The organism is Mesorhizobium australicum WSM2073 (assembly GCF_000230995.2).
Taxonomy (GTDB): domain Bacteria; phylum Pseudomonadota; class Alphaproteobacteria; order Rhizobiales; family Rhizobiaceae; genus Mesorhizobium; species Mesorhizobium australicum.
In genome coordinates, this window is record NC_019973.1 from 2,109,676 (window position 1) to 2,130,168 (window position 20,493).

The 20,493-nt window shown below is 63.9% G+C and carries 16 protein-coding genes; 4 read left to right on the plus strand and 12 right to left on the minus strand.

The features are described from left to right. The first annotated feature begins 160 nt into the window (after positions 1 to 160). Entirely contained in the window at positions 161 to 1,150 is a 990-nt protein-coding gene (locus MESAU_RS10105) for a TAXI family TRAP transporter solute-binding subunit (protein ID WP_015315949.1), read from the plus strand. Positions 1,151 to 1,241: 91 nt separating this feature from the next. Further along, positions 1,242 to 3,299 carry a TRAP transporter permease gene (locus MESAU_RS10110; protein ID WP_015315950.1) on the plus strand — a complete coding sequence of 686 codons (2,058 nt, stop codon included), beginning with the start codon at positions 1,242 to 1,244 and terminating at the stop codon, positions 3,297 to 3,299. Positions 3,300 to 3,348: 49 nt separating this feature from the next. Here MESAU_RS10110 and MESAU_RS10115 read toward each other — a convergent pair whose 3' ends face one another. The 12 genes from MESAU_RS10115 to MESAU_RS10170 all read right to left on the minus strand — a co-directional run bounded on the left by MESAU_RS10115 (position 3,349) and on the right by MESAU_RS10170 (position 18,620). Next, positions 3,349 to 4,278, minus strand: a complete 930-nt coding sequence (locus MESAU_RS10115; protein WP_015315951.1) for a hypothetical protein — start codon at positions 4,276 to 4,278, stop codon at positions 3,349 to 3,351. A gap of 329 nt (positions 4,279 to 4,607) precedes the next feature. Beyond that, positions 4,608 to 7,379 carry a nitrate reductase gene (locus MESAU_RS10120; protein ID WP_015315952.1) on the minus strand — a complete coding sequence of 924 codons (2,772 nt, stop codon included), beginning with the start codon at positions 7,377 to 7,379 and terminating at the stop codon, positions 4,608 to 4,610. 3 nt (positions 7,380 to 7,382) lie between these two features. After that, positions 7,383 to 7,712: a nitrite reductase small subunit NirD gene (gene nirD, locus MESAU_RS10125; protein WP_015315953.1), complete on the minus strand. Its 330-nt coding sequence runs from the start codon at positions 7,710 to 7,712 to the stop codon at positions 7,383 to 7,385. A gap of 211 nt (positions 7,713 to 7,923) precedes the next feature. Then, positions 7,924 to 10,374, minus strand: a complete 2,451-nt coding sequence (gene nirB / locus MESAU_RS10130; protein ID WP_015315954.1) for a nitrite reductase large subunit NirB — start codon at positions 10,372 to 10,374, stop codon at positions 7,924 to 7,926. A gap of 4 nt (positions 10,375 to 10,378) precedes the next feature. Further along, the gene (locus MESAU_RS10135; protein WP_015315955.1) at positions 10,379 to 11,176 is read right to left on the minus strand and encodes an ABC transporter ATP-binding protein; all 798 of its coding nucleotides are present in this window, start codon (positions 11,174 to 11,176) and stop codon (positions 10,379 to 10,381) included. Between the two features lie 10 nt (positions 11,177 to 11,186). Beyond that, positions 11,187 to 12,077: a nitrate ABC transporter permease gene (ntrB, locus tag MESAU_RS10140; protein WP_015315956.1), complete on the minus strand. Its 891-nt coding sequence runs from the start codon at positions 12,075 to 12,077 to the stop codon at positions 11,187 to 11,189. 85 nt (positions 12,078 to 12,162) lie between these two features. Then, positions 12,163 to 13,479: a CmpA/NrtA family ABC transporter substrate-binding protein gene (locus tag MESAU_RS10145; protein WP_015315957.1), complete on the minus strand. Its 1,317-nt coding sequence runs from the start codon at positions 13,477 to 13,479 to the stop codon at positions 12,163 to 12,165. A gap of 348 nt (positions 13,480 to 13,827) precedes the next feature. Further along, complete coding sequence (locus MESAU_RS10150; protein ID WP_041163325.1) at positions 13,828 to 15,066, minus strand: CmpA/NrtA family ABC transporter substrate-binding protein; 1,239 nt, start codon at positions 15,064 to 15,066, stop codon at positions 13,828 to 13,830. A 2-nt stretch (positions 15,067 to 15,068) separates the two neighbouring features. Continuing rightward, entirely contained in the window at positions 15,069 to 15,671 is a 603-nt protein-coding gene (locus tag MESAU_RS10155; RefSeq protein ID WP_015315959.1) for an ANTAR domain-containing response regulator, read from the minus strand. Between the two features lie 122 nt (positions 15,672 to 15,793). After that, on the minus strand, positions 15,794 to 16,108 hold the full coding sequence (locus tag MESAU_RS10160) for a hypothetical protein (RefSeq protein WP_015315960.1): 315 nt from the start codon (positions 16,106 to 16,108) through the stop codon (positions 15,794 to 15,796). Between the two features lie 110 nt (positions 16,109 to 16,218). Next, a complete protein-coding gene (locus tag MESAU_RS10165; protein WP_015315961.1) occupies positions 16,219 to 17,019 on the minus strand; it encodes an endonuclease/exonuclease/phosphatase family protein in 801 nt (266 codons plus the stop codon). A 137-nt stretch (positions 17,020 to 17,156) separates the two neighbouring features. Further along, positions 17,157 to 18,620 (minus strand): phospholipase D-like domain-containing protein, encoded by a 1,464-nt coding sequence (locus MESAU_RS10170; RefSeq protein ID WP_015315962.1) that lies wholly within the window; start codon positions 18,618 to 18,620, stop codon positions 17,157 to 17,159. 460 nt (positions 18,621 to 19,080) lie between these two features. On the opposite strand from MESAU_RS10170, the gene MESAU_RS10175 reads away from it, so the two are divergent. Both MESAU_RS10175 and MESAU_RS10180 read left to right on the plus strand, forming a co-directional pair. Then, positions 19,081 to 19,275, plus strand: coding sequence for a hypothetical protein (locus MESAU_RS10175; protein ID WP_015315963.1), 195 nt, complete (start codon positions 19,081 to 19,083; stop codon positions 19,273 to 19,275). 722 nt (positions 19,276 to 19,997) lie between these two features. Next, a complete protein-coding gene (locus MESAU_RS10180; protein WP_015315964.1) occupies positions 19,998 to 20,417 on the plus strand; it encodes an AraC family transcriptional regulator in 420 nt (139 codons plus the stop codon). Positions 20,418 to 20,493 lie beyond the last annotated feature (76 nt).

Genomic DNA, 20,493 nt, shown 5'->3' on the forward strand with positions numbered 1-20,493 from the left:
CCCGGAGCCGGGTGCCATCCATTAAGTCCCTGTTTTTACGCGATTCCGGGCGGAAACATACCCTTCCTGGAAGCGCTTTGGAAACGGCCAAAAAGCACGCGCAGGTTGACAACCTTCCGGTTGCTGCAACATCCTGCCGATCTTTGACTCGGAGGTAGTTATGACTGTTTCGATCAACCGCCGCACCTTTTCCATAGGCACAGGAGCTTTGGCTTTGGCCGCCGCCGGCCTTTCGCCGGCGCACGCGCAGCAGGCTTTTTTCCGCATCGGCACGGGTGGAACGTCCGGCACTTACTATCCGGTGGGTGGCCTGATCGCCAACGCCATCTCGGCAACGGGGCCGGCCGGCGTCGAAGGCCTGGTCGCCACCGCCACGTCCTCCAACGGGTCGGTCGCCAACATCAGCGCCATCCAGTCGGGCGCATCCGAATCAGGGTTTACGCAATCCGATGTCGCCTACTGGGCATATTCGGGCACTGGCCTCTATGAGGGCAAGCCCAAGGCTGATGACCTGCGCCTCATCGCGACGCTCTATCCCGAAACGATCCATCTGGTCGCCCGAGCGGATGCTGGCATCAAGACGGTGGCGGACCTGAAGGGCAAGCGCGTTTCCCTCGACGAGCCGGGCTCAGGGACCATTGTCGACGCGCGCCTCGTGCTCGGCGCATACGGGCTGACGGAGAAAGATGTGCAGCCCGAATACCTCAAGCCCGGTCCGGCCGGCGAGCGGCTCCAGGATGGCGCCATGGACGCCTATTTCTTCGTCGGCGGCTATCCGACCGGCGCCATCGTCGAACTTGCCAGCACCAACAACATCACCCTGGTTCCAATCACCGGCCCCGAAGCCGACAAGCTCCTGTCCGAGCAGAAGTTCTTCTCCGCCGACACTGTGCCGGAAGGCACCTACAAGAATGTCGGCGAGACCAAGACCATATCCGTCGCCGCGCAATGGGTGACCAGTGCCAAGCAGACCGACGACCTCGTCTACAAGATCGTCAAATCGCTTTACAGCGACGCGACCCAGAAGGCGCTGCAGGCCGGCCATGCCAAGGGCAAGCTGATCACGCTCCAGAACGCGGTCACCAGCGCAGGCATTCCGTTTCATCCCGGTGCGGAGAAATTCTACAAGGAAGTCGGCGCCCTGAAGTAGGAGTCTAGCGCGTAGGACCGACGGACGACAGCGAGGCGGGAGGCGCGCTTTCCGCCTCTTTTGTCTGGAAACTCAGGACACGGAACCGGCCATGAGCGACGATGACAAAATCACGCTTTCCGCGATGGAGTTCGATGAGGAGAAGGCTCGCGAACTGGAGGAGAAATTCGACTCCGAAATCCGATTCCGGCCATTGACCCAGGCCGCGGGCTGGCTGGTCGGCTTCCTTCTGGTGGCGCTGTCGCTGTTTCACTATTACACCGCCGGCTTCGGGTTGCTGCAGGAGATGCTGCACCGAGGCATCCATCTGTCGATGGTGCTGGCGCTGATCTTCCTCGTCTTCCCGCTGGTGAAGAAGGGTTACGACCAGCCCGCGCAATCCAGCTTCCTGCGGCCGCTTGGCATACCGCTTTTCGACTGGCTGCTGGCGCTCGCCGCCGTGGTGGCCGTGCTGCACGTGCCGATGATCCCGCTCGACGATCTTGCCTTCCGCGTCGGCAACCCCACGACGCTCGATGTGGTGTTGGGCGTTATCCTGATCCTGCTCCTCCTGGAAGCGACGCGCCGCTCCGTCGGCATCCCGCTGCCGATCATCGCGTGCATCTTCATGGCTTACGCACTGTTTGGGCGGTACATGCCGAGCATTCTGGTGCACCCCGGCGCGTCCGTTTCCCAGCTTGTCGATCACCTTTATCTGACGACGCAGGGAATCTACGGCATCGCGCTCGGCGTCGTCGCCACCTACGTCTTCCATTTCGTGCTGTTCGGCGTCTTCGCAACCCGCATAGGCCTCGGCCAGCTCTTCCTCGACTGTGCCGCCTGGGTCGCCGGCCGCTACGCCGGCGGTCCCGCGAAGGTTTCGATCTTCGGCTCGGCATTGTTCGGCATGATCTCCGGCTCGTCGGTCGCCAACACCGTCACCGTCGGCTCGCTGACCATCCCGGCGATGATCAAGCTCGGCTACAAGAAACATTTCGCCGCGGCGGTGGAGGCGGCGTCCTCGACCGGCGGTCAGGTCACGCCGCCGATCATGGGCGCGGCCGCCTTCCTGATGATCGAATTCCTCGAACTGCCCTACACGACCATCATTCTGGCCGCCATCGTGCCTGCCTTCATGCATTTCTTCGGCGTGTTCATGCAGGTGCATTTCGAGGCCAAGCGCACCGGCCTCCGAGGGCTCAGGCCGGACGAGATGCCCGACGTCGTCGAGGCGCTGAAGCGGGACTGGCCGACGATCATCCCGCTCGTCGTCCTCATCGGCGTCCTGCTCTCGGGCTACACGCCCTACATGGCCGCCTTCTGGGGCATCACGCTCTGTATCGCCGTCGGCCTGCTCAATCCGCGCCGTCGCATGTCGGTTGCCGACATCGCAGTATGCCTGCGCGACGGCGCCAAATATGCGCTCGCCGTCGGTGCCGCGGCCGCCACCGTCGGCATCGTCGTCGGCGTCGTCACCCTGACCGGCGTCGGCTTCAAGCTATCCTACATCGTCACCTCGACGGCAGGCCAGTTGTCGCTCCTGTTCGGCACCTTCATCCCCGAGTCGATCTTCTCGGCTCAGGGCCTGACGCTGCTGTTCACCCTGCTCATGACCGGCGTGGTCTGCATCCTGATGGGCTGCGGCATCCCGACGACGGCCAACTACATCATCATGGTGACCATCGCGGCACCCGCGCTGGTCATGCTGGGCACCGAACCGATCGTCGCCCATTTCTTCGTCTTCTATTACGGCCTGCTGGCCGACATCACGCCACCGGTGGCGCTGGCCGCCTATGCGGCCGCCGGCATGGCGGGGGCGGACCCGTTCAAGACAGGCAACACCGCCTTCCGGTTAGGGTTGGGCAAGGCGCTGGTTCCTTTCGTGTTCGTCTTCTCGCCGTCCCTGCTGCTGGTGACAAAGGACTTCACCTGGCCGAATTTCTTCCTGGCCTTTGGCGGCTGCGTGCTTGGTATCACCTGCCTCGGGGCCGCCCTGTCGCGCTATCTGCTGGTGCGAACGCGCCCATGGGAGAACGTGCTCCTGGTATTTGCCGCCCTGCTGCTGGTGGCGCCCGAGCTCTATTCCTCGCTGCTCGGCCTGGCGCTCGTCGTTCCCGTCGTGCTGCGCCATTGGAGCGCACGCCATACCGACGAGGCGCAACCAGTCTGACCGGCGCCGCGCCCGCGCGATCGACGCTTTAAATAAGCCTGCATCACCTTCACAAGCTGGGAGGTGACGGGACTCGGCGGTCGGTGGAAAAACACGCTGCAAAGGCGCTGTCGACGACGGCCAGCTTGGCGGCCTGGACGATCATGTATTCCTCGTAGAATCCGTGCGACACCCACATCACCGAATTGCCGCGCTGACCAAGCCAGCCAATGCTGCCGAGTTCCTCCGCCGTGCGCAGTTTACGGCTGAGATGGGTCCGCGACAGCTTGAGCCATTTGGCGAAGTCGCCGATCGAAACCACGCCGGTCGGAATTCGCTCCAGCCCGGCATGGTCGGGGTTGATGCCCGACATCAGCCAGTCCATGACGATGCCGCCATTGTTGAGCCAGATGAACAGGGAAAAGGTCTGGTTGGGTTCGCGCACCGGCTTTGAGGCTAGCAAGCCGTCAGCCACCAGCGGCTGCAGCGTGGCAAGCATGTCGGGCCGCTCCAGGAACCTGGCCAGCCGGTTGCCGCCATCGATATGGTCGAGCGTGCGCAGATGGGCTGTTACCCAGCCGGTGAATCGCTCAATCGTCGCCGCCGTCGGTTGCAGGGGATGCGTGCGGCCGTCCCCACCCGCCACATACTCGGCGATGTTGTAGTGCAGCATCTCCTTGATGAAGGCGTCCGCCGTGTTGCGGCTGGCCACGGCGTTCTTGTGCACGACCTCGATGAAACGCGATACGGTCAGGTCCTTGCGGCGGTCGTTCGGGTCGCGCCTGAAGTGCATGGCAAGGCCGACATGGCCCAACAGCCAGCGTTGCTGCGTGGCAAAGACGGAAGCCAGCCGCGGGCTTTCCTCATAGATGCGGATCAGGGACTGCGACTGTTCCTGAACGTAGCGGTGCAAGGCTGGATGGCCGGCTATGTCTTGCGGATTCAGCGATGATCTCCCGATGCCTTGAATCAACTCGCATGGCGAGATTGCGTTCCCCATTTTCCAGTCTTCGACATCTGTGTCCAGACGTACCAACTACGAAGAACAGGGCCAGCCGAGACACAGATCCACGGCAACGGTCATGCGTCTCGTTTGCCATGGCTTGAGAACCCCTTCCCGAATCGTTAGCCGAACGGCGAGATCCAGCCGCAGCGTGGCGCAACGGTCGTCAAGGGCGTTTCCAGTTTCTGGTCCATGGCGGCATCTTTCACCTCCATCAACCAAATGAGTCCCAGCCAGGTCGAATTAACCGTTGGACAGGTTGAAGCCCTTGCGGGTTCCGCCGATTTCGCAAGGCCGTGCCACTTTGCCAGGTGGGACGGACGCCTTCACTCGGCCGCCTGAACCCGACAGGCCTGGATGATCGTGCGGATTTCCGACCGGCAGGAACCGCAATTGGTACCTGCCTTCAGCGTGGCGCCGATGGCTTCGACACTGTTGCAGCCGGCCGCCACGGCCGCGGTAATCTGGTTCACCCCGATGTTGAAACAGGAACAGACGGTCGCGCCGGCATCGGGCCGCTCGGCACCGGCACGGCCGGCGACGATCCTGAAGCGTTCGCGCTGGCTGGCGTGGACCTCGCCGAGCTGCTCGGCGGCCCAGCCGCGCGACACCGCGACCGGACCGGGTGCGATGAACAAGGCACCCGCCAGATGCTCGCCTTGGAAGGCGGCGATGCGGTGCTGGCCGGCCTCGCGGTCGTGATAGGCGAGCATTTCGGCATCCGCGGCATCGAAGAGAGAGCCGGCGAAGGCCGTCCAGTCGATATCGTCATTGGCAAAGGCCAGTTCGACCCGCCAGCCGCCCCGGCATCTGGCGGTCGCCCAGTAGTCGGCGGCCATCGTCACGGGCCTTTTGCGTGTCACGGCAAAGCCAAAGGCCCCAGCGGTGAATTTCTCGATGCGGGCGGCGACATGCTTTAGCGCCGGCTGCCCCGACACGGGATCGGCAAGCGACGCTGTCAGCGTGTCGAGCCGGCCCCTGGCGGCGAACTGGTCGGTCCAGTGCATCGGGGCGAACAGGCTGCCCGGGCGCTGGCGCGTTGTCACCAGCACGCGGACCAGCACTTCGCCGCGCGGAGTCGAAACGCGCGCGATGTCGGCGTCGCCAATGCCGTGGCGTTGTGCATCCTCGGGATGGATTTCGACGAAGGGCTCGGCGATGTGCTGGGACAGGCGCGGGCTTTTGCCGGTACGCGTCATGGTGTGCCAATGGTCGCGGATCCGGCCGGTGTTGAGGACGAGCGGGAAGGCGGCGGTGATGCGGGTCTCGACGGTTGGGCGCAGAGCGATGAAGCGGGCCTTGCGGTCGGGCGTGTAGAAGTTGCCGTCGGCGAAGAAACGGGTTGGTTGGCGTTCAATCGAAGTGGCCCCCTCTGGCCGAGTTCCAGCCTGAGCACCCCCTTCTGATTGAAGCTGAGCTTGAGCACCCCCCTCTGGCCTGCCGGCAGGCCAGAGGGGGGTGCCTGGGCTCGGCGCCGGCCAATGGAACGGAGCCAATCCTTCGTAGTCCTCAACATCGATCGCAGCATAAGCGCTGATGTCGAAATCCCGCTCGCCATCATTTTCGAACCCCGACAGCGCGGCGTGCTCGGCAAAGATCCCCGCCGGGCTCTTATGCGCAAACGCCTCGCCAAAGCCCATCCGCCTTGCGACTTCCGCAATGATCCACCAGTCGGGCCGCGCCTCGCCGGGGGCGGCCAAAAACGGCCTCTGGCGCGAGATGCGGCGCTCGGAATTGGTGACGGTGCCGTCCTTCTCGCCCCAGGCCGTGGCCGGCAGCCGGACATGGGCGTGGCGGACCGTGTCGGTCTCGGCCAGCACGTCCGACACCACGACGAAGGGGCAGGCCTTGATCGACGCCTCGACTGCCCCTGCATCCGGCATGGAATCGACCGGGTTGGTGGCCATGATCCACAACGCCTTGATGCGCCCATCGGCCACCGCCTTGAACATCTCGACCGCCTTGAGACCGGGCTCCCCGGCAATCGCCGGCGCCTTCCAGAAGCGCTGCACGCGTTCGCGATGCCCGGGGTTTTCGATCTCCATGTGGGCGGCGAGCATGTTGGCCATGCCGCCGACCTCGCGGCCGCCCATGGCGTTGGGCTGGCCGGTGACCGAGAAAGGGCCGGCGCCCGCTTTTCCGATGCGGCCGGTGGCGAGATGGCAGTTGATGATGGCGTTGACCTTGTCGGTGCCCTGGGACGACTGGTTGACGCCCTGGCTGTAGACGGTGACGGCCTTTTCGGTCCTGGCGAACAGGCTGTAGAAACGGCTAAGTTCGTCCTCGCTGAGGCCCGTGGCGGCAGCGACGCCGGCAAGGTCCAGCGTCGAGGCGGCGAACAGGGCTTGTCCGAATCCGGCCGTATGCGCCGTGATATAGGCACGGTCGAGCGCATTGTGCTGGCCGAGCCAGGCGAGCAGGCCGGTGAACAGGGCGACGTCGCCATCCGGCGCGATCGCCAGATGCATGTCTGCGATGTCTGATGTCATGGTACGGCGCGGATCGACCAGCACGATCTTCATCTCGGGCCGCTTTTCCCGGGCAGCCGCGATGCGCTGATAGAGCACGGGATGGCACCAGGCGAGATTGGAGCCTACCAGCACGATCAGGTCGGCCAGTTCCAGATCCTCGTAGATTCCCGGCACGGTGTCCGAACCAAACGCGCGGCAATGGCCAGCGACCGACGAAGCCATGCAGAGCCGCGAATTGGTGTCGATGTTGGCCGAGCCGATGAACCCCTTCATCAGCTTGTTGGCGAGATAATAATCCTCGGTCAGCAACTGGCCGGAGACGTAGAAGGCGACCGCGTCGGGGCCATGTTCGGCGATGGTGTGCCGGAAGGTCGAGGCGACGAGGTCGAGCGCCTCGTTCCAGCCGGCGGGGCGGTCGTGGATTTGTGGATGGAGCAGCCGGCCGTCGAGGTCGATCGTCTCGGCCAGTGCGGAGCCCTTGGAACAGAGCCGGCCGAAATTCGCGGGATGATCGGGATCGCCACGGACCGACACCTGCCCATTCGCGGCAACCTTCGCCAGCACGCCGCAGCCGACCCCGCAATAGGGGCAGGTGGTCCTCACCTCGCGCGCTGCGTCAATCTCCATAGTTCAGGCCGCGCGGCTGGCCAGCGCTTCCAGCGCGACGAACAGGTGCTCGCCCTCCCGCTTCACGGGAATCGTGCGCACGGCGCCTTCGTCGGCGCCCAGCGCCTTACCCGTCTCCAGCGAGATCACCCAATTGTGCAAGGGGCAGGTCACCGCCGCGCCATGCACGATGCCCTGGCTCAGCGGCCCGCCTCTGTGGGGGCAATGGTCCTCGATGGCGAAGACCTGGTCGTCGGCGGTGCGAAAGACAGCGATCTTGCCTTGCGGGGTGGCGACACAGCGCGCGCCACGGCGGGGAATGTCGGAGAGGGTGCCGATCGATGTCCAGGTCATAGGTGTGCCTTTGCTTGATATGAATGTGCCAAGGCACCCCCCTCTGTCCTGCCGGACATCTCCCCCGCAAGGGGGGAGATTGGCAGCTTGAGCGCAGGCGCATTTTCTTCAGCGCTGGAGATTGGCGAAAGCAAATATGACATCCGATCTCCCCCCTTGCGGGGGAGATGGCCGGCAGGCCAGAGGGGGGTGCCTCGCGCTGACATCTCCATCACTCCGCCGCCTGCGCAAACCCGACCGACGCCATCGGCCGGAATTCATGCTTGTCCTTGCCGGACACGCGCTCGGACCATGGGTCGACCTGGGCGAACTTCTGCGAAAAGATGAAGCGATCGTAATAGGCCTTGCGCTTCTCGCCATCGTCCATGATCTGGCGCTTGATCTCGACGATGCCGATGCGCTTGGCCCATTTGTAGATGCGTTCGAGATAGCGGCCCTGCTCGCGATACATCTGCGTCAGCGCCACGATATGCTCCAACGCCTCGTCCTCGGTCCTGACCAGGCCGAGCACTTCCGTGCCCTTGATGTCGAGCCCGGCGGCGCCGGCGAAATGGATCTCGTAACCGCTATCGACGCAGATGACGCCGACGTCCTTGCAGGTCGCCTCGGCGCAATTCCTCGGGCAGCCCGACACCGCCATCTTGACCTTGGCCGGCGTCCACGAGCCCCACATGAACTTCTCGATGCGGATGCCGAGACCTGTCGAATCCTGCGTGCCGAAGCGGCACCAGTCCGAGCCGACGCAGGTCTTCACCGTGCGCAGGCCCTTGGCATAGGCATGGCCCGAGACGAAGCCGGCCTGGCCGAGGTCGGCCCACACCGCCGGCAGGTCCTCCTTGCGGATGCCCAGCATGTCGATGCGCTGGCCGCCGGTGACCTTGACCATCGGAATCTCGAATTTGTCGACGACGTCGGCGATGGCGCGCAGTTCGGCCGCATTGGTGACGCCGCCCCACATGCGCGGCACCACCGAATAGGTGCCGTCCTTCTGGATGTTGGCGTGGACGCGCTCGTTGATGAAGCGCGACTGGTAGTCGTCGGCATACTCGTCCGGCCAGTCGCAGACGAGGTAGTAGTTAAGGGCCGGCCGGCATTTGGCGCAGCCGCAGGAGGTCTTCCACTCCAGCTCCTGCATGACCGCCGGAATGGTCTTCAGCCCCTTGGCCTTGATCAGCCTGCGCACGTCGTCATGGCCGAAAACGGTGCAGGAGCACATGGGCTGCACGGCGGCCGGGCTGTAGGTGTCGCCAAGCGTCAGCACCATCAGCTTTTCGACCAGCCCGGTGCAGGAGCCGCAAGACGCCGACGCCTTGGTGTGGGCGCGCACGTCGTCGAGCGAAGTCAGCCCCTTGCCCGTGATCGCGCCCGTGATCTTGCCCTTGCAGACGCCGTTGCAGCCGCAGATTTCCGCATCATCCGGCAAGGCTGCAACGGCCGCCATAGGGTCCAGCGGGGCACCCCCCTGGTAGGACTGGCCGAAGATCAACGTATCGCGCATCTGCGATATGTCGGTCTGTTTCTTCTTCAGGTCGTTGAACCAGGCGCCGTCCGATGTCTCGCCATAGAGCACGGTGCCGATGATGCGGTCATCCCTGAGCACCAGCCGCTTGTAGACGCCGGCCGAGGCGTCGCGCAGCACGATCTCCTGGCGGTCGTCGCCATCGGCGAAGTCGCCGAGCGAGAAGAGGTCGATGCCGGTGACCTTGAGCTTGGTCGGCGTGTCCATGTGGACGAAGGCGGCGGTCTCGTCGCCGGCAAGCTGATGAGCGGCGACACGCGCCATCTCATAGAGCGGCGCCACCAGCCCGTAGACCATGCCGCCCACCTCGGCGCATTCGCCGAGTGCGTAGATATCCGGGTCGTTGCTGCGCATCCCGGCATCGACGACGATGCCTCTGTTGACGGCAATGCCTGCATCCTTGGCCAGTGCCGCGTTCGGCCGGATGCCTACCGCCATGACCACCAGCGTCGCCGGGATGATTGTGCCGTCGGCGAGTTCCACCCGCTCGACCTTGCCATTGCCGGTGATTGCCTGCGTGTTGGCCTTGGTGACGACCTTGATGCCGCGCTGCTCCACCGCGCGCTGCAGGAGGTAGCCGGCGGCCGGATCGAGCTGGCGCTCCATCAGCGTCGGCATGACGTGCAGCACGGTGACATCCATGCCTTGCGCGTTGAGGCCGGCCGCCGCCTCCAATCCGAGCAGGCCGCCGCCGATGACGACGGCCTTGGCGCGCGACTGGGCGGCGAGCATCATCGCCTGAACGTCGTCGAGATCGCGATAGGTCAGCACGCCCGGCAGATTGTGGCCGGGCACCGGGATGATGAACGGCACCGAGCCGGTGGCGATGACAAGCTTGTCGTAAGGCTCGGTGACGCCGTGGTCGGAGGTGACGGTCTTCGCTTGCCGGTCGATGGCCATGATCTTGTGGCCCTTGTAGAGGGTGATGTCATTGGCGATGTACCAGCCGTCGCCATGGATGATGATTTCCTCATAGGCCTTCTCGCCGGAGAGCACCGGCGACAGCATGATGCGGTCGTAATTGACCCTGGGCTCGGCGTTGAAGATGGTGACGGCGTAGCGGCCCGGCGCCTGTTCCAGCAGATGCTCCAGCATGCGCCCGGGCGCCATGCCGTTGCCGATGATGACGAGTTTTTCGGTCATGGCGTTACTCCGCGGCTTCGACGAAGCGGTGGCGTTCGTAGAGGAACTTCAGCACCGCCTCGCGGCAACGCAGGAAGGTCCGGTCGGAGGCAAGTTCGATGCGTCGGCGCGGCCGCGCCAGCGGCACGGGCAGCACCTCGCCGACGGTCGCCGCCGGGCCGTTGGTCATCATGACGATGCGGTCGGACAGCAGCACCGCCTCGTCGACGTCATGGGTGATCATGATCGTCGTCGAACCCAGCCTGGAATGGATGTCCATCACAGCGTCCTGCAGATGGGCGCGGGTCAAGGCGTCGAGCGCACCAAACGGCTCGTCGAGCAGCAGGATCTTGGGTTCCATGGCAAGCGCCCTGGCAATGCCGACGCGCTGTTTCATGCCGCCGGAGATTTCGGCCGGCCGCTTGTCGCTCGCATGCGCCATCTGCACGAGGTCGAGATTGCGCATGATCCAGTCATGCCGCTCGGCCTTGCTCTTCGAGCGGCCGAAGACTTTCGACACCGCCAGATTGATGTTCTCGTAGACGGTCAGCCACGGCAGCAGCGAGTGGTTCTGGAACACAACGGCGCGCTCGGGGCCGGGGCTGTCGACCTCCTTGTCCTCCAGCAACACCGCGCCGGCGGAAACCTTGGTCAAGCCGGCGATCAGGTTGAGCAAGGTCGACTTGCCGCAACCGGAATGGCCGATGATGGAGACGAATTCGCCCTTGTCGATGGTCAGCCGGATGTCCCTCAGCACATCGCTTACCTGGCTGCCACGAGCGAAGGATTTGTCGATATGGTCGAGCTTGAGATAGGCGGTCATGGCGCTCTCCTCACTTTGCCGTCGTGCCGCGGGTGACAAAGGCGCCGACCGCCGCGACCAGGCGGTCGAGGCAGAAGCCGGTGACGCCGATATAGGCGAGCGCGACGATGATGTCGGGCAGCCGTGACGAATTCCACGCGTCCCAGATGAAGAAGCCGATGCCGACGCCGCCGGTCAGCATTTCGGCCGCGACGATGGCGAGCCAGGACAGGCCGATGCCGATGCGCAGGCCGGTGAAGATGTAAGGCGCAGCGGCCGGCACCATGATCTTGATGAAGAACTCGAGCTGGTTCAGCCGCAGGATGCGGGCGACATTGCGATAGTCCTGCGGGATGTTGCGCACGCCGACGGCAGTGTTGATGATGACCGGCCAGATAGAAGTGATGAAGATCACGAACAGAGCCGACGGGTTGGAGTCGCGGAAGGCGGCGAGCGACAGCGGCAGCCAGGCGAGCGGCGGCACGGTGCGCAGGATCTGGAACACTGGATCGAGGCCGCGCATCGCCCAGATCGACTGGCCGACCAGCGCGCCGAGCGCCACACCGACGACCGCCGCCATGCCGAAGCCGATGGCGACGCGCTGGAGCGAGATCAGCACCCGCCAGGCAAGGCCGATATCCTGCGGGCCGTTGTCGAAGAATGGATGCGCGATCAGGTCATAGGCCTCGTTCCACACCTGGCTCGGCGGCGGCAGGCTTGCCGTCGGCGACGAGCAGGCGACCTGCCAGACGACAAGCAGAAGGGCGATGACGATGGCGGGCGGGACGAGAGCGCTGGCCACCTTGGCGGCGACCGCCACCGGATCGACACGGCGCCGCGCTTTGCCGGTGAAGGCGACCACCTCGGCTGACTTGGCCGGGAATGCTTTCACCTTGGTGTCCTCGACGGCTTGGATGGACATGTCCTGGGATACTCCGTGGTGTGCTGGTGCGGTACTGAGCGCCAAACGGCGCTGGCGCCGTTTGCGTTGGGTACAAACGGCCTGACTAAGCCGATGCCTTGATGGTCAGGCTGTCGAGATAGGCCGAGGGGTTGGCCGGATCGAAAGTCTTGCCGTCGAAGAAGGTCTCGACGCCGCGCGAGGACGAGGCCGGGATGTCGCTCGCGGCGACACCGAGTTCCTTGGCCGCCTCCCGCCAGATATCCTCGCGGTTGACCTGTTCGACCAGCGCCTTGATGTCGGTGGTCGGCGCGAACTTGCCCCAGCGGATGTTTTCGGCGAGGAACCAGCTATCGTGGCTCTTGAACGGGTAGGAGACGCCGCCCTTCCAGAATTTCATGTAGAGGTCGGTACCGGCAGCGACCCGGCCATTGCCGTAGTTGATGTCGCCCTTGAGGCGGCCGATGATGTCGGCGACGGGCACGTTCATCCATTGACGCTTGCCGATGATGGCGGCCATCTCGTCCTTGTTTTCCTTGGCGTCGCACCATTGCTGTGCCGCCATCACCGCCATGACGATCGCCTTGGTGGCGTTGGGGTATTTTTCGATGAAGGCGGCGCGCAGGCCGAGCGCCTTTTCCGGATGGCCCTTCCAGAGTTCGCCGGTCGTGGCGGCGGTGAAGCCGACACCCTGATGGACAAGCTGTTCGTTCCACGGCTCGCCGACGCAGAACACGTCCATATTGCCGACCTTCATGTTGGCCACCATCTGCGGCGGTGGCACGACGATGGTCGAGACGTCCTTGTCCGGGTTGATGCCGCCGGCCGCCAGCCAGTAGCGCAGCCACAGATCATGGGTGCCGCCCGGGAAGGTCATGGCGGCCTTGACCTCCTTGCCCTCGGCCTTCTTGGCGGCGAAGGCGTCCTTCAGCTTGGCGGCATCGAGGCCGACGCCGGTCGCGGCATATTCCTGTGCGACCGAAATGCCCTGGCAGTCGTAGTTGAGGCGGGCGACGATCGCCATCGGCAGCGGCTGGTTGTTCTGCGTCACCTTGCCGGTGTGCATGAGGTAAGGCATCGGCGTCAGGATGTGGGCGCCGTCGATGCCATTGGCTTCGCCGCCGAGCATCAGATTGTCCCGCGTCGCGCCCCAGGAGGCCTGCTTGAGCACCTCGACATCAGGCATGCCGAATTTCGCGAACAGGCCCTTCTCCTTGGCGATGATCAGGGGCGCGGCATCGGTCAGCGCAATGAAGCCGAGCTTGGCGCCGGTTACTTCGGGACCTTTCCCTTCGGCATGAGCGCCGGCGGGAAACAATGTCTTTGCGGCGAGGAACAGTCCTGCCGTCAGCGCGCTGCTGGCCAGAAAATCGCGGCGGGTGAAATCCTTGAGGGACGTGCCAGTTCCGATCCGTTTCGTCATCGTCGTCTCCGGTTGGGCGCGTTGGAAGCGCCGTCGATTGCGTGTTCGGCCAAAAACAAAAAAGCCACCGGCCAGGCTTCGCGCATCCCTGGGGATTGCGCAGTGACCTGAGCGGCAGCTTTGCCTACGGCGCCCGCCATTGGACGCCTGTTCCATTGCCCGTGAAGGCTCGTTTATTTCAAAGCAGGAACCGTGCCAGTTTACCTCTGGCCGAAAAATCCAAATGGAATCAATACGGTGGGGGCTTTATGCGGCGACCCGATCCGTCGCGACTGAGGTCAAACATTGGTCAGCTCACCTTTCGAGCGCATAATTTTTGTGCAATGCACAAGCATGGCGCTAAAATGATCAGGCTTCCCCGATGGCTGATTTTTGCCTCTCGATATAGGCGTCGATCTCGTCTGGATCGAAGATCTGGCCATCGAAGAAACCGTCCGGTCCGAGCACCAGGCTTGCCCCCGCCGAGCCGACGGGCGTTGCGATGTTCAGCGCACCCTCGACCTTGGCATTGGCGCCTGGCAGCGCCACGCCAAGCGGCTTCAGCGCGGCGCGGTAGAGATCGGGCCGGTAGCAGTCGCGGGCGATGGCGAGATTGTCGGGCGTGTGCGCGACGTGGCCCCAGCGGACCATCTGCGTGTAGAACCACAGCGAATGGCTTTTCCAGGGAAAGTTGGCGGCCTTGTCGAACGGCACGAAGAAGTCGTCGATGTCCAGCTCGGCCTCGCCGCCCAGCCGGAGATGGCCGGTCAGGATCGGCATCTGGACCGCCGGCGGCAGGCCAAGGAAGCCACGTTGCGCCATCACCGCGGCCAATTCGTCACGGTTCGCCGGATCCTGGCACCAGCGCGCCGAGTGATGCAATGCGCGCAAGAGGGCCGCCAGCGCCTCTGGGACCTGTTCGGCCCAGGCCTTGCGCACGCCAATCACCTTCTCCGGGCTGTTGCGCCATATCCGTGCCTTGACGGTGACGATATGGCCGGTGCCGGCCGCCACCGCGGCGCTGTTCCAGGGCTCGCCGACGCAATAGCCGTCGATGCGGCCGGCGGCCAGCGCGTCGGCCATGAAGGGCGGCGGCACGATGACGATCTCGATCTCGCGCGATGGATCGACGCCGCAGGCGGCAAGCCAGTAACGCAGTTCGTAATTGTGCCCGGAATGCGGATGCACGACGGCGAAACGCAGCGGGTCCCGGCCGGCGTCGGCCCGCTCGCGGATGAAGGCGCCAAGTGCCGCGCCGGCACGGGCCGGATCGAGATCGGGTGCCGCACCGTGCGCCGCCATGCCGGCCCAGACGGCGTTGGAGATGGTGACGCAGTTGCCGCCGAGCCCCAGCGAAAAGGGCACGATGGTCTCGGAGGCGAGCGGAGTGAGGCCCAGATTGCAGGCGAGCGGCATCGGTCCGAGCATGTGCGCGAGGTCGAAATGGCCGATGGCGATGCGGTCGCGGATGTTGGCCCAGGAGGTCTCGCGGTGCAGGGTGAGATCGATGCCTTCGCGCGCGGCAAAGCCCAGTTCGCCGGCCGCGACCAGCACGGCGCTATCGAAAAGCGGCATGAAGCCGGCGGTGATCTGGTGCTCGGCGCCCATGCTCATTCGTCCTCCGCCGGTCCGAGAAGCCCGGCGGCAGTCACCAGGCTTTGGGCGATGTCGCCGATCTTGCGGTTCTGGTTCATCGCGGTCTTGCGCAGCAGCGTGTAGGCGGCCTCTTCGGTCAGGCCGCGCGACTTCATCAAGATGCCCTTGGCGCGGTCGATCACCTTGCGGCTCTCGAGTTCGCTGCGCGCCTCTTCCAGTTCACGTGCCATGCGCGAGAAAGCGTTGAAGCGGCTCACCGCCATGTCGAGGATCGGCTTGACGCGCTCCTGCCTCAACCCGTCGACGACATAGGCCGAAACGCCGGCATCGACCGCGGCCTCGATCGAGGCCTGATCCGAGCGGTCGACGAACATGGCGATCGGGCGCTTTACGGCCCGCGACAGCTGGAACATGTTTTCCAGCATGTCGCGGTTGGGATTGCCAAGGTCGATGACGATGACGTCGGGTTCGATCTCGGCAATGCGGCGCGCAATGCCCGAGACGTCATGGATGACGGTGACCTGCTGATGACCCGCCTCGCGCAATCCGGCTTCGATTATCGAAGCGCGGATGCGGTTTTCGTCGATCACCAGGACGGCGAGGGAAGCTCGGACCATGCCCGCATTATGAGCAAGGCCGCAAATTTGTGCAATGCAGCATAGCCACCGACCTTGGAAGGTCGGTGGCTATGCCCAGAATGCCCGGCGGCGAAAAGTATCGGCTTGGCAGGAGACGTTGATCAGCCGCAGACGCGAACGTCTTCGACCACCCTGTGGTGGTGGCGCCAATGCACGACCGTCTCGATGTGGCAGCGGTGATGGCGGTGGTGACGCCAGCGGTAGCCGTCATTGTCATACTGGACGCTCTGGTCGCCATCATACTCGTTGTCGTAGCGGCGCTCATGATGACGGCGCACGACGATTCCCGAATCTTCGTCCGAGGAATACTGGTTGCCGTCGTCGGACTGGATAGTCACGCTGGCAGCCTGCGTGGGCGCAATCGCCGCAGCTGACGCGGCAAACGCCAGCACCGAAGCCAAAATCAACTTTCTCATTCTGTCCTCCTGCATGTTCAACACACATAAACTCGCGGAACAACCGGGTGTTCCGCTCAAATCCACACGCTTTGCGACGCTGGCGACATCAAGCCGTTATCGGCCGCATATTACAAATGGACGAAGGCGGTCAGCGGCAGATGGTCGGAGGCCACGCGCGACAACGGTGTGTCATGCGCTTCGATGGTCCCGATCATGCCGTGCCGGTTGGCCATGATCCGGTCGAGCGCCAGCAGCGGCAGATTGGACGGGAAGGTGGGAACGGCAGGGGGCTGCGGGCCGAAGCTCGCGTGCAGCGTGTTCAGCGCGGAGCGGTTGCCGAGCCGCCATTCGTTCAGGTCGCCGAGCAGGAGCGTCGGCTTCTCGTCGGGACTGTTCATGATATCCAGCACGACCTGGGCCTGCTGCGAGCGGGAGCGGCGCAGCAGGCCCAGATGGGCCGCGATGATGCGCAAGGACCGATTTCCGTCGAGATCGATTTCCGCGACCACCGCGCCGCGCGGTTCGAGACCCGGGAGCCTGATCTGATGCACGTCACGAACGACGCCCCTTTTGAACAGCAGGACATTGCCGTGCCAGCCATGGCCTTTGCCCGTTGCTGAAATGGGCACCGGCACGAGGCCGGTTTCGAGTTCTAGACGGTGCAGGTCGAGAAGCCCGTCACGGTCGCCGAAACGATTGTCGGCCTCCTGCAGGGCGATGACATCGGGGGCGATCTCCCGGATGACGCGGCTGGTGCGGTCGGGATCGAACTTGCGGTCGACGCCGATGCATTTGTGGACGTTGTAGGAGGCGACCAGCGTCCCGGTGACGCCGTCCTTCTTCGCCGAGAAGGCGTTGGCCTTGCGCATCCGCCGGTCGCGAATGGACAGGAGCATATTGGCCGGCAGGCTACGCCCGTTCATTCGCATCGCGCGCCGATCGTCCTTGCTGTTCTCACCATGCACCTAGAAATAGAGTCTTTCAGCCGATGTTCCATGGTTGGCGACACCCTATCCGGTAAACACGTCGTTTTCTTAACGACAGGTTTTTTCCCAGAGATAGTTTCCTAGAGATAGGGCGATCCCAGCCAGAGCATGCGATCGAACAGCCGGATGATGAACGGACGCGCCCGCAAGGAGGCCAGCGTGACTGGGACGGCCGTTTCGATCGCCGATCCGATCCGGGTCTCGATCTCGGTGGCAAAACCCGCGTCGAGGACCTCAAGGTCGATCTCGAAGTTGAGCCGCAGCGAGCGGGCATCGAGGTTGGAGGACCCGACATAGGCCCACGCGCCGTCGATCGAAAGCAGCTTGGAATGGTCGAAGGGCCCTTCCGTGCGCCATATGCGGCAATAATTCTTCAGGATCTGGTCGAATTGCGCGGTCATGGCGCGATCGACAAGGAAGAGGTTGTTCACCGCCGGCACCACGACATCAATCTCGACGCCGCGCCTGGCCGCGGTGATCAAGGCACTGATCAATTCCCGGTCCGGCAGGAAATAGGGCGACATCAGCCGTATCGACTTGCGCGCGACCGAGAAGGCGCCGATCAGCAGTTTGTGGTTGGTTTCGTTGCTTGCATCCGGTCCGGATGCGACCGCACGCACCAGCATCGGCTGGCCGGCGGGTGGCGAAACCGGTGTGATCCGCCAGGCATCGCCCTTCAGCGCCTCCTTGGTGGCAAAGCGCCAGTCCTCGGCGGCGACGGAGAAGAGATCGGCGACAACGGGGCCGGTGACCTGGAAATGCGTATCCCTGGCGCTTTTCGACCCGGCGAACTCCGCCGAAAAACCCTTGCGGATGTTCATGCCGCCGGTAAAGGCAACCGTGCCGTCGACCACCAGGATCTTGCGGTGGGTCCGCAGGTTGGCATAGGGCAGGCGCAGGCCCATGACGATGTTGCCGTTGAAGACATCCGCCGTGATGTTGGCGCGGCGCAGATGCCCCAGGATGCTGGGGACGGAGTATCGTGCGCCGACGGCATCGATCAGCACACGGACGGTGACGCCGCGCTGGACGGCGCCGGCCAGCGCTTCGACGAAAAGCAGGCCGACGGCGTCGTTGTCGAAAATATAGGTCTCGAGCAGGACGCTGCGCTCGGCCCCGTCGATCGCCGCGCACATGGCCGGGTAGGCCTCGTCGCCGCTTTCCAGCACCTCGATTGCATTTCCCGGGTTGAGCGTTCGCCGCGCCACCCTGTCGCCCAGCGTCCTGAGGCCGGTGAACCGCTGTCCATAGCGTTCGATGATCAACGCCTCTTCGAGGGCGACGTCGCGTTCATGCTTGGCCGACACCAGGCCATCGGCGAGCGGGCGCTGGGCGCTGATCGTGGCGCGGCGGATGCGATTGATGCCGGCCACGGCATAGATCAGCACGCCGAGGATCGGCGACAGCACCATGATGCCGACCCAGCCGGTGGCGGCGCGGACGTCCTCCTTGGTCATGACAGCATGGGCAATGCCGATGGTCGCCATCACCACCGAGATGATCGCCAGTATTTGGGGCCAGTGAATCGCCAGGGTCTCGAACATTGCCGGGACTATCCAGCGAGCGCCCGCATAAGGCAATGCAGCCGGCCGTATCCACGTCTCTGCATGTGCGAGAACGGCGGCGCACGGTTATTTGAGCAGGCCAACCAGGACGCTGAAAGCGGCGTCGATATCGGCGCGGACCGCGGCCTTGACGGCCTCGCCGTCGCGAGCACGGCAGGCCGCCGCTGGTCGCGAGAGCCTCGGCCGCCAAGCGTGGCTCTCCAACTGGTGGGAACGTTCGTTTGAGGATTGAGCAGTTGGCTCGATCAACCTGCGATAAATTCCACCCGAGAGAGCCCAGCCTCACCGCGTGGGAAAGCATAGAGCCGGTGCGATCCGGCGCCGTCCCGCGCTGCTTTGGTCATCGAGGCTTCCTGTACTTTGGTACCGCATCCATTGTATATCAGAGGGAATGAAATTAGCGATGTAACACTTCGGTTGATGGCGAGGGGGGCGCCGAATGATGACGTTCAACTTCGAGGGGCCACCAGTGGGCGACGGCGATGCGCCGGCCGATTGCCAGGACCAGTTGCTGCCTCTCGTCAATGAGATCGTGCAGGCCGCGGTGGCGGCCGGCTGGAAGCGGGACGATGTTCTTCTGGCTTTCGTGGAACTCGCCTGGGATCTGTACGAGAACCGGCGCGGTGATCTGTAGCAGCGGACTGCCAATCACCGGCTCCGAACGGCGGCTCCCATGCTCGACCTCGCGGGCAAGCCATCAATCAGCGCAGGCTGCGCCAGGCACCTGCCGTCAGCGGTTGACGAGAACACAGAATCGCGCGACCGGGCGTGTCAGCACCGATTGGCGAACTCCTGGATGGCGAAGACCTCGCGCCGAGCGAAAATGAAACGCTCGGCAACTCCCATTCACCGCCATTCTTTGTTCTTTTCTCGAACAAAGATTTTTCTTTGCACGTGGGAGTTCTTCCCAAGCGAAGATGGCTGCGTTACGCTGTCTTCGGGGCCGGGAAGGGGATGTGAGGCGTCGTCGGACGGCTGAGGCAGTGCGAATGAAAAATGCGGACGAGGCACGGGAAAGCGGCATTTCCCGAGGCATCGATCGGAAGCGAGCAGCTCGATACGTCCTGGACATCATTCCTGAAAGTGCAGGTCCGCGCAGGGCCACAGCGCAAGGAAGCGTGATTTATTCCGTTCGCGGGCCCGGCTCGCAGACATTCCTGGCCAAGGAGTACTCCGCAGGGATCGTGCTTGCGCCCATGCAGCCTGCGCATCGTTCGCCGTCCGGACGGATCGCTCACATGAACGGGCCTCACGACGACGCCGGCCCGCGTCGAGCAATCACGAATTGTTTTTCGCGGGAACGGCCAGGGAAGCCTCGGGTTGAACTTTATCTGGAACTTATCAGGAGGCCGAAGAATGCCGGGCGATGATGGTTTCCCCGGGTCAGTTTCTCGAATCAATTCGGCGCGGCAGCCGGCGCTCACTGCAAAAGGCGGGCTTTCTCCCCGCGCCGCCCGCAAGGTGCAAGACTTCCTGCACGAGAACTTCACCCGCAAGCTGGCGCTTGCCGAGATGGCCGCGGTGTGCGGGTTGTCGCCTTCTCATTTCGTGCGGGCGTTTGCCAGGACGTTCGGCGTGCCGCCGCATCAATATGTTCTCGACCTGCGGCTGGACCTCGCCGAAAGGCTGCTTGCCGACAGCCGCATGACGATCGCCGACATCGCCCATTCCAGCGGATTTTCAAGCCAGAGCCATTTTACCACCGTGATGAAGAAATACCGGCAAGTGACCCCATTGCAGGCGCGGGTAGGGAAGCTTAACGCCAAGATTAGATGAAGCGTCGCCCACACCGTTGCTTGATTACTTGGTTTTAAAGCAGTTGCTAAGGTAACGAGCTGTTAACCTCCGCCTA

What these genes read in the sequence shown, in the direction of transcription:
- MESAU_RS10105 (WP_015315949.1), top strand. Translation starts at nt 161, where the DNA reads ATGACTGTTTCGATCAACCGCCGCACCTTTTCCATAGGCACAGGAGCT.
- MESAU_RS10110 (WP_015315950.1), top strand. Translation starts at nt 1,242, where the DNA reads ATGAGCGACGATGACAAAATCACGCTTTCCGCGATGGAGTTCGATGAG.
- MESAU_RS10115 (WP_015315951.1), bottom strand. Translation starts at nt 4,278, where the DNA reads ATGGGGAACGCAATCTCGCCATGCGAGTTGATTCAAGGCATCGGGAGA.
- MESAU_RS10120 (WP_015315952.1), bottom strand. Translation starts at nt 7,379, where the DNA reads ATGGAGATTGACGCAGCGCGCGAGGTGAGGACCACCTGCCCCTATTGC.
- nirD (WP_015315953.1), bottom strand. Translation starts at nt 7,712, where the DNA reads ATGACCTGGACATCGATCGGCACCCTCTCCGACATTCCCCGCCGTGGC.
- nirB (WP_015315954.1), bottom strand. Translation starts at nt 10,374, where the DNA reads ATGACCGAAAAACTCGTCATCATCGGCAACGGCATGGCGCCCGGGCGC.
- MESAU_RS10135 (WP_015315955.1), bottom strand. Translation starts at nt 11,176, where the DNA reads ATGACCGCCTATCTCAAGCTCGACCATATCGACAAATCCTTCGCTCGT.
- ntrB (WP_015315956.1), bottom strand. Translation starts at nt 12,077, where the DNA reads ATGTCCATCCAAGCCGTCGAGGACACCAAGGTGAAAGCATTCCCGGCC.
- MESAU_RS10145 (WP_015315957.1), bottom strand. Translation starts at nt 13,479, where the DNA reads ATGACGAAACGGATCGGAACTGGCACGTCCCTCAAGGATTTCACCCGC.
- MESAU_RS10150 (WP_041163325.1), bottom strand. Translation starts at nt 15,066, where the DNA reads ATGGGCGCCGAGCACCAGATCACCGCCGGCTTCATGCCGCTTTTCGAT.
- MESAU_RS10155 (WP_015315959.1), bottom strand. Translation starts at nt 15,671, where the DNA reads ATGGTCCGAGCTTCCCTCGCCGTCCTGGTGATCGACGAAAACCGCATC.
- MESAU_RS10160 (WP_015315960.1), bottom strand. Translation starts at nt 16,108, where the DNA reads ATGAGAAAGTTGATTTTGGCTTCGGTGCTGGCGTTTGCCGCGTCAGCT.
- MESAU_RS10165 (WP_015315961.1), bottom strand. Translation starts at nt 17,019, where the DNA reads ATGCGAATGAACGGGCGTAGCCTGCCGGCCAATATGCTCCTGTCCATT.
- MESAU_RS10170 (WP_015315962.1), bottom strand. Translation starts at nt 18,620, where the DNA reads ATGTTCGAGACCCTGGCGATTCACTGGCCCCAAATACTGGCGATCATC.
- MESAU_RS10175 (WP_015315963.1), top strand. Translation starts at nt 19,081, where the DNA reads ATGATGACGTTCAACTTCGAGGGGCCACCAGTGGGCGACGGCGATGCG.
- MESAU_RS10180 (WP_015315964.1), top strand. Translation starts at nt 19,998, where the DNA reads ATGCCGGGCGATGATGGTTTCCCCGGGTCAGTTTCTCGAATCAATTCG.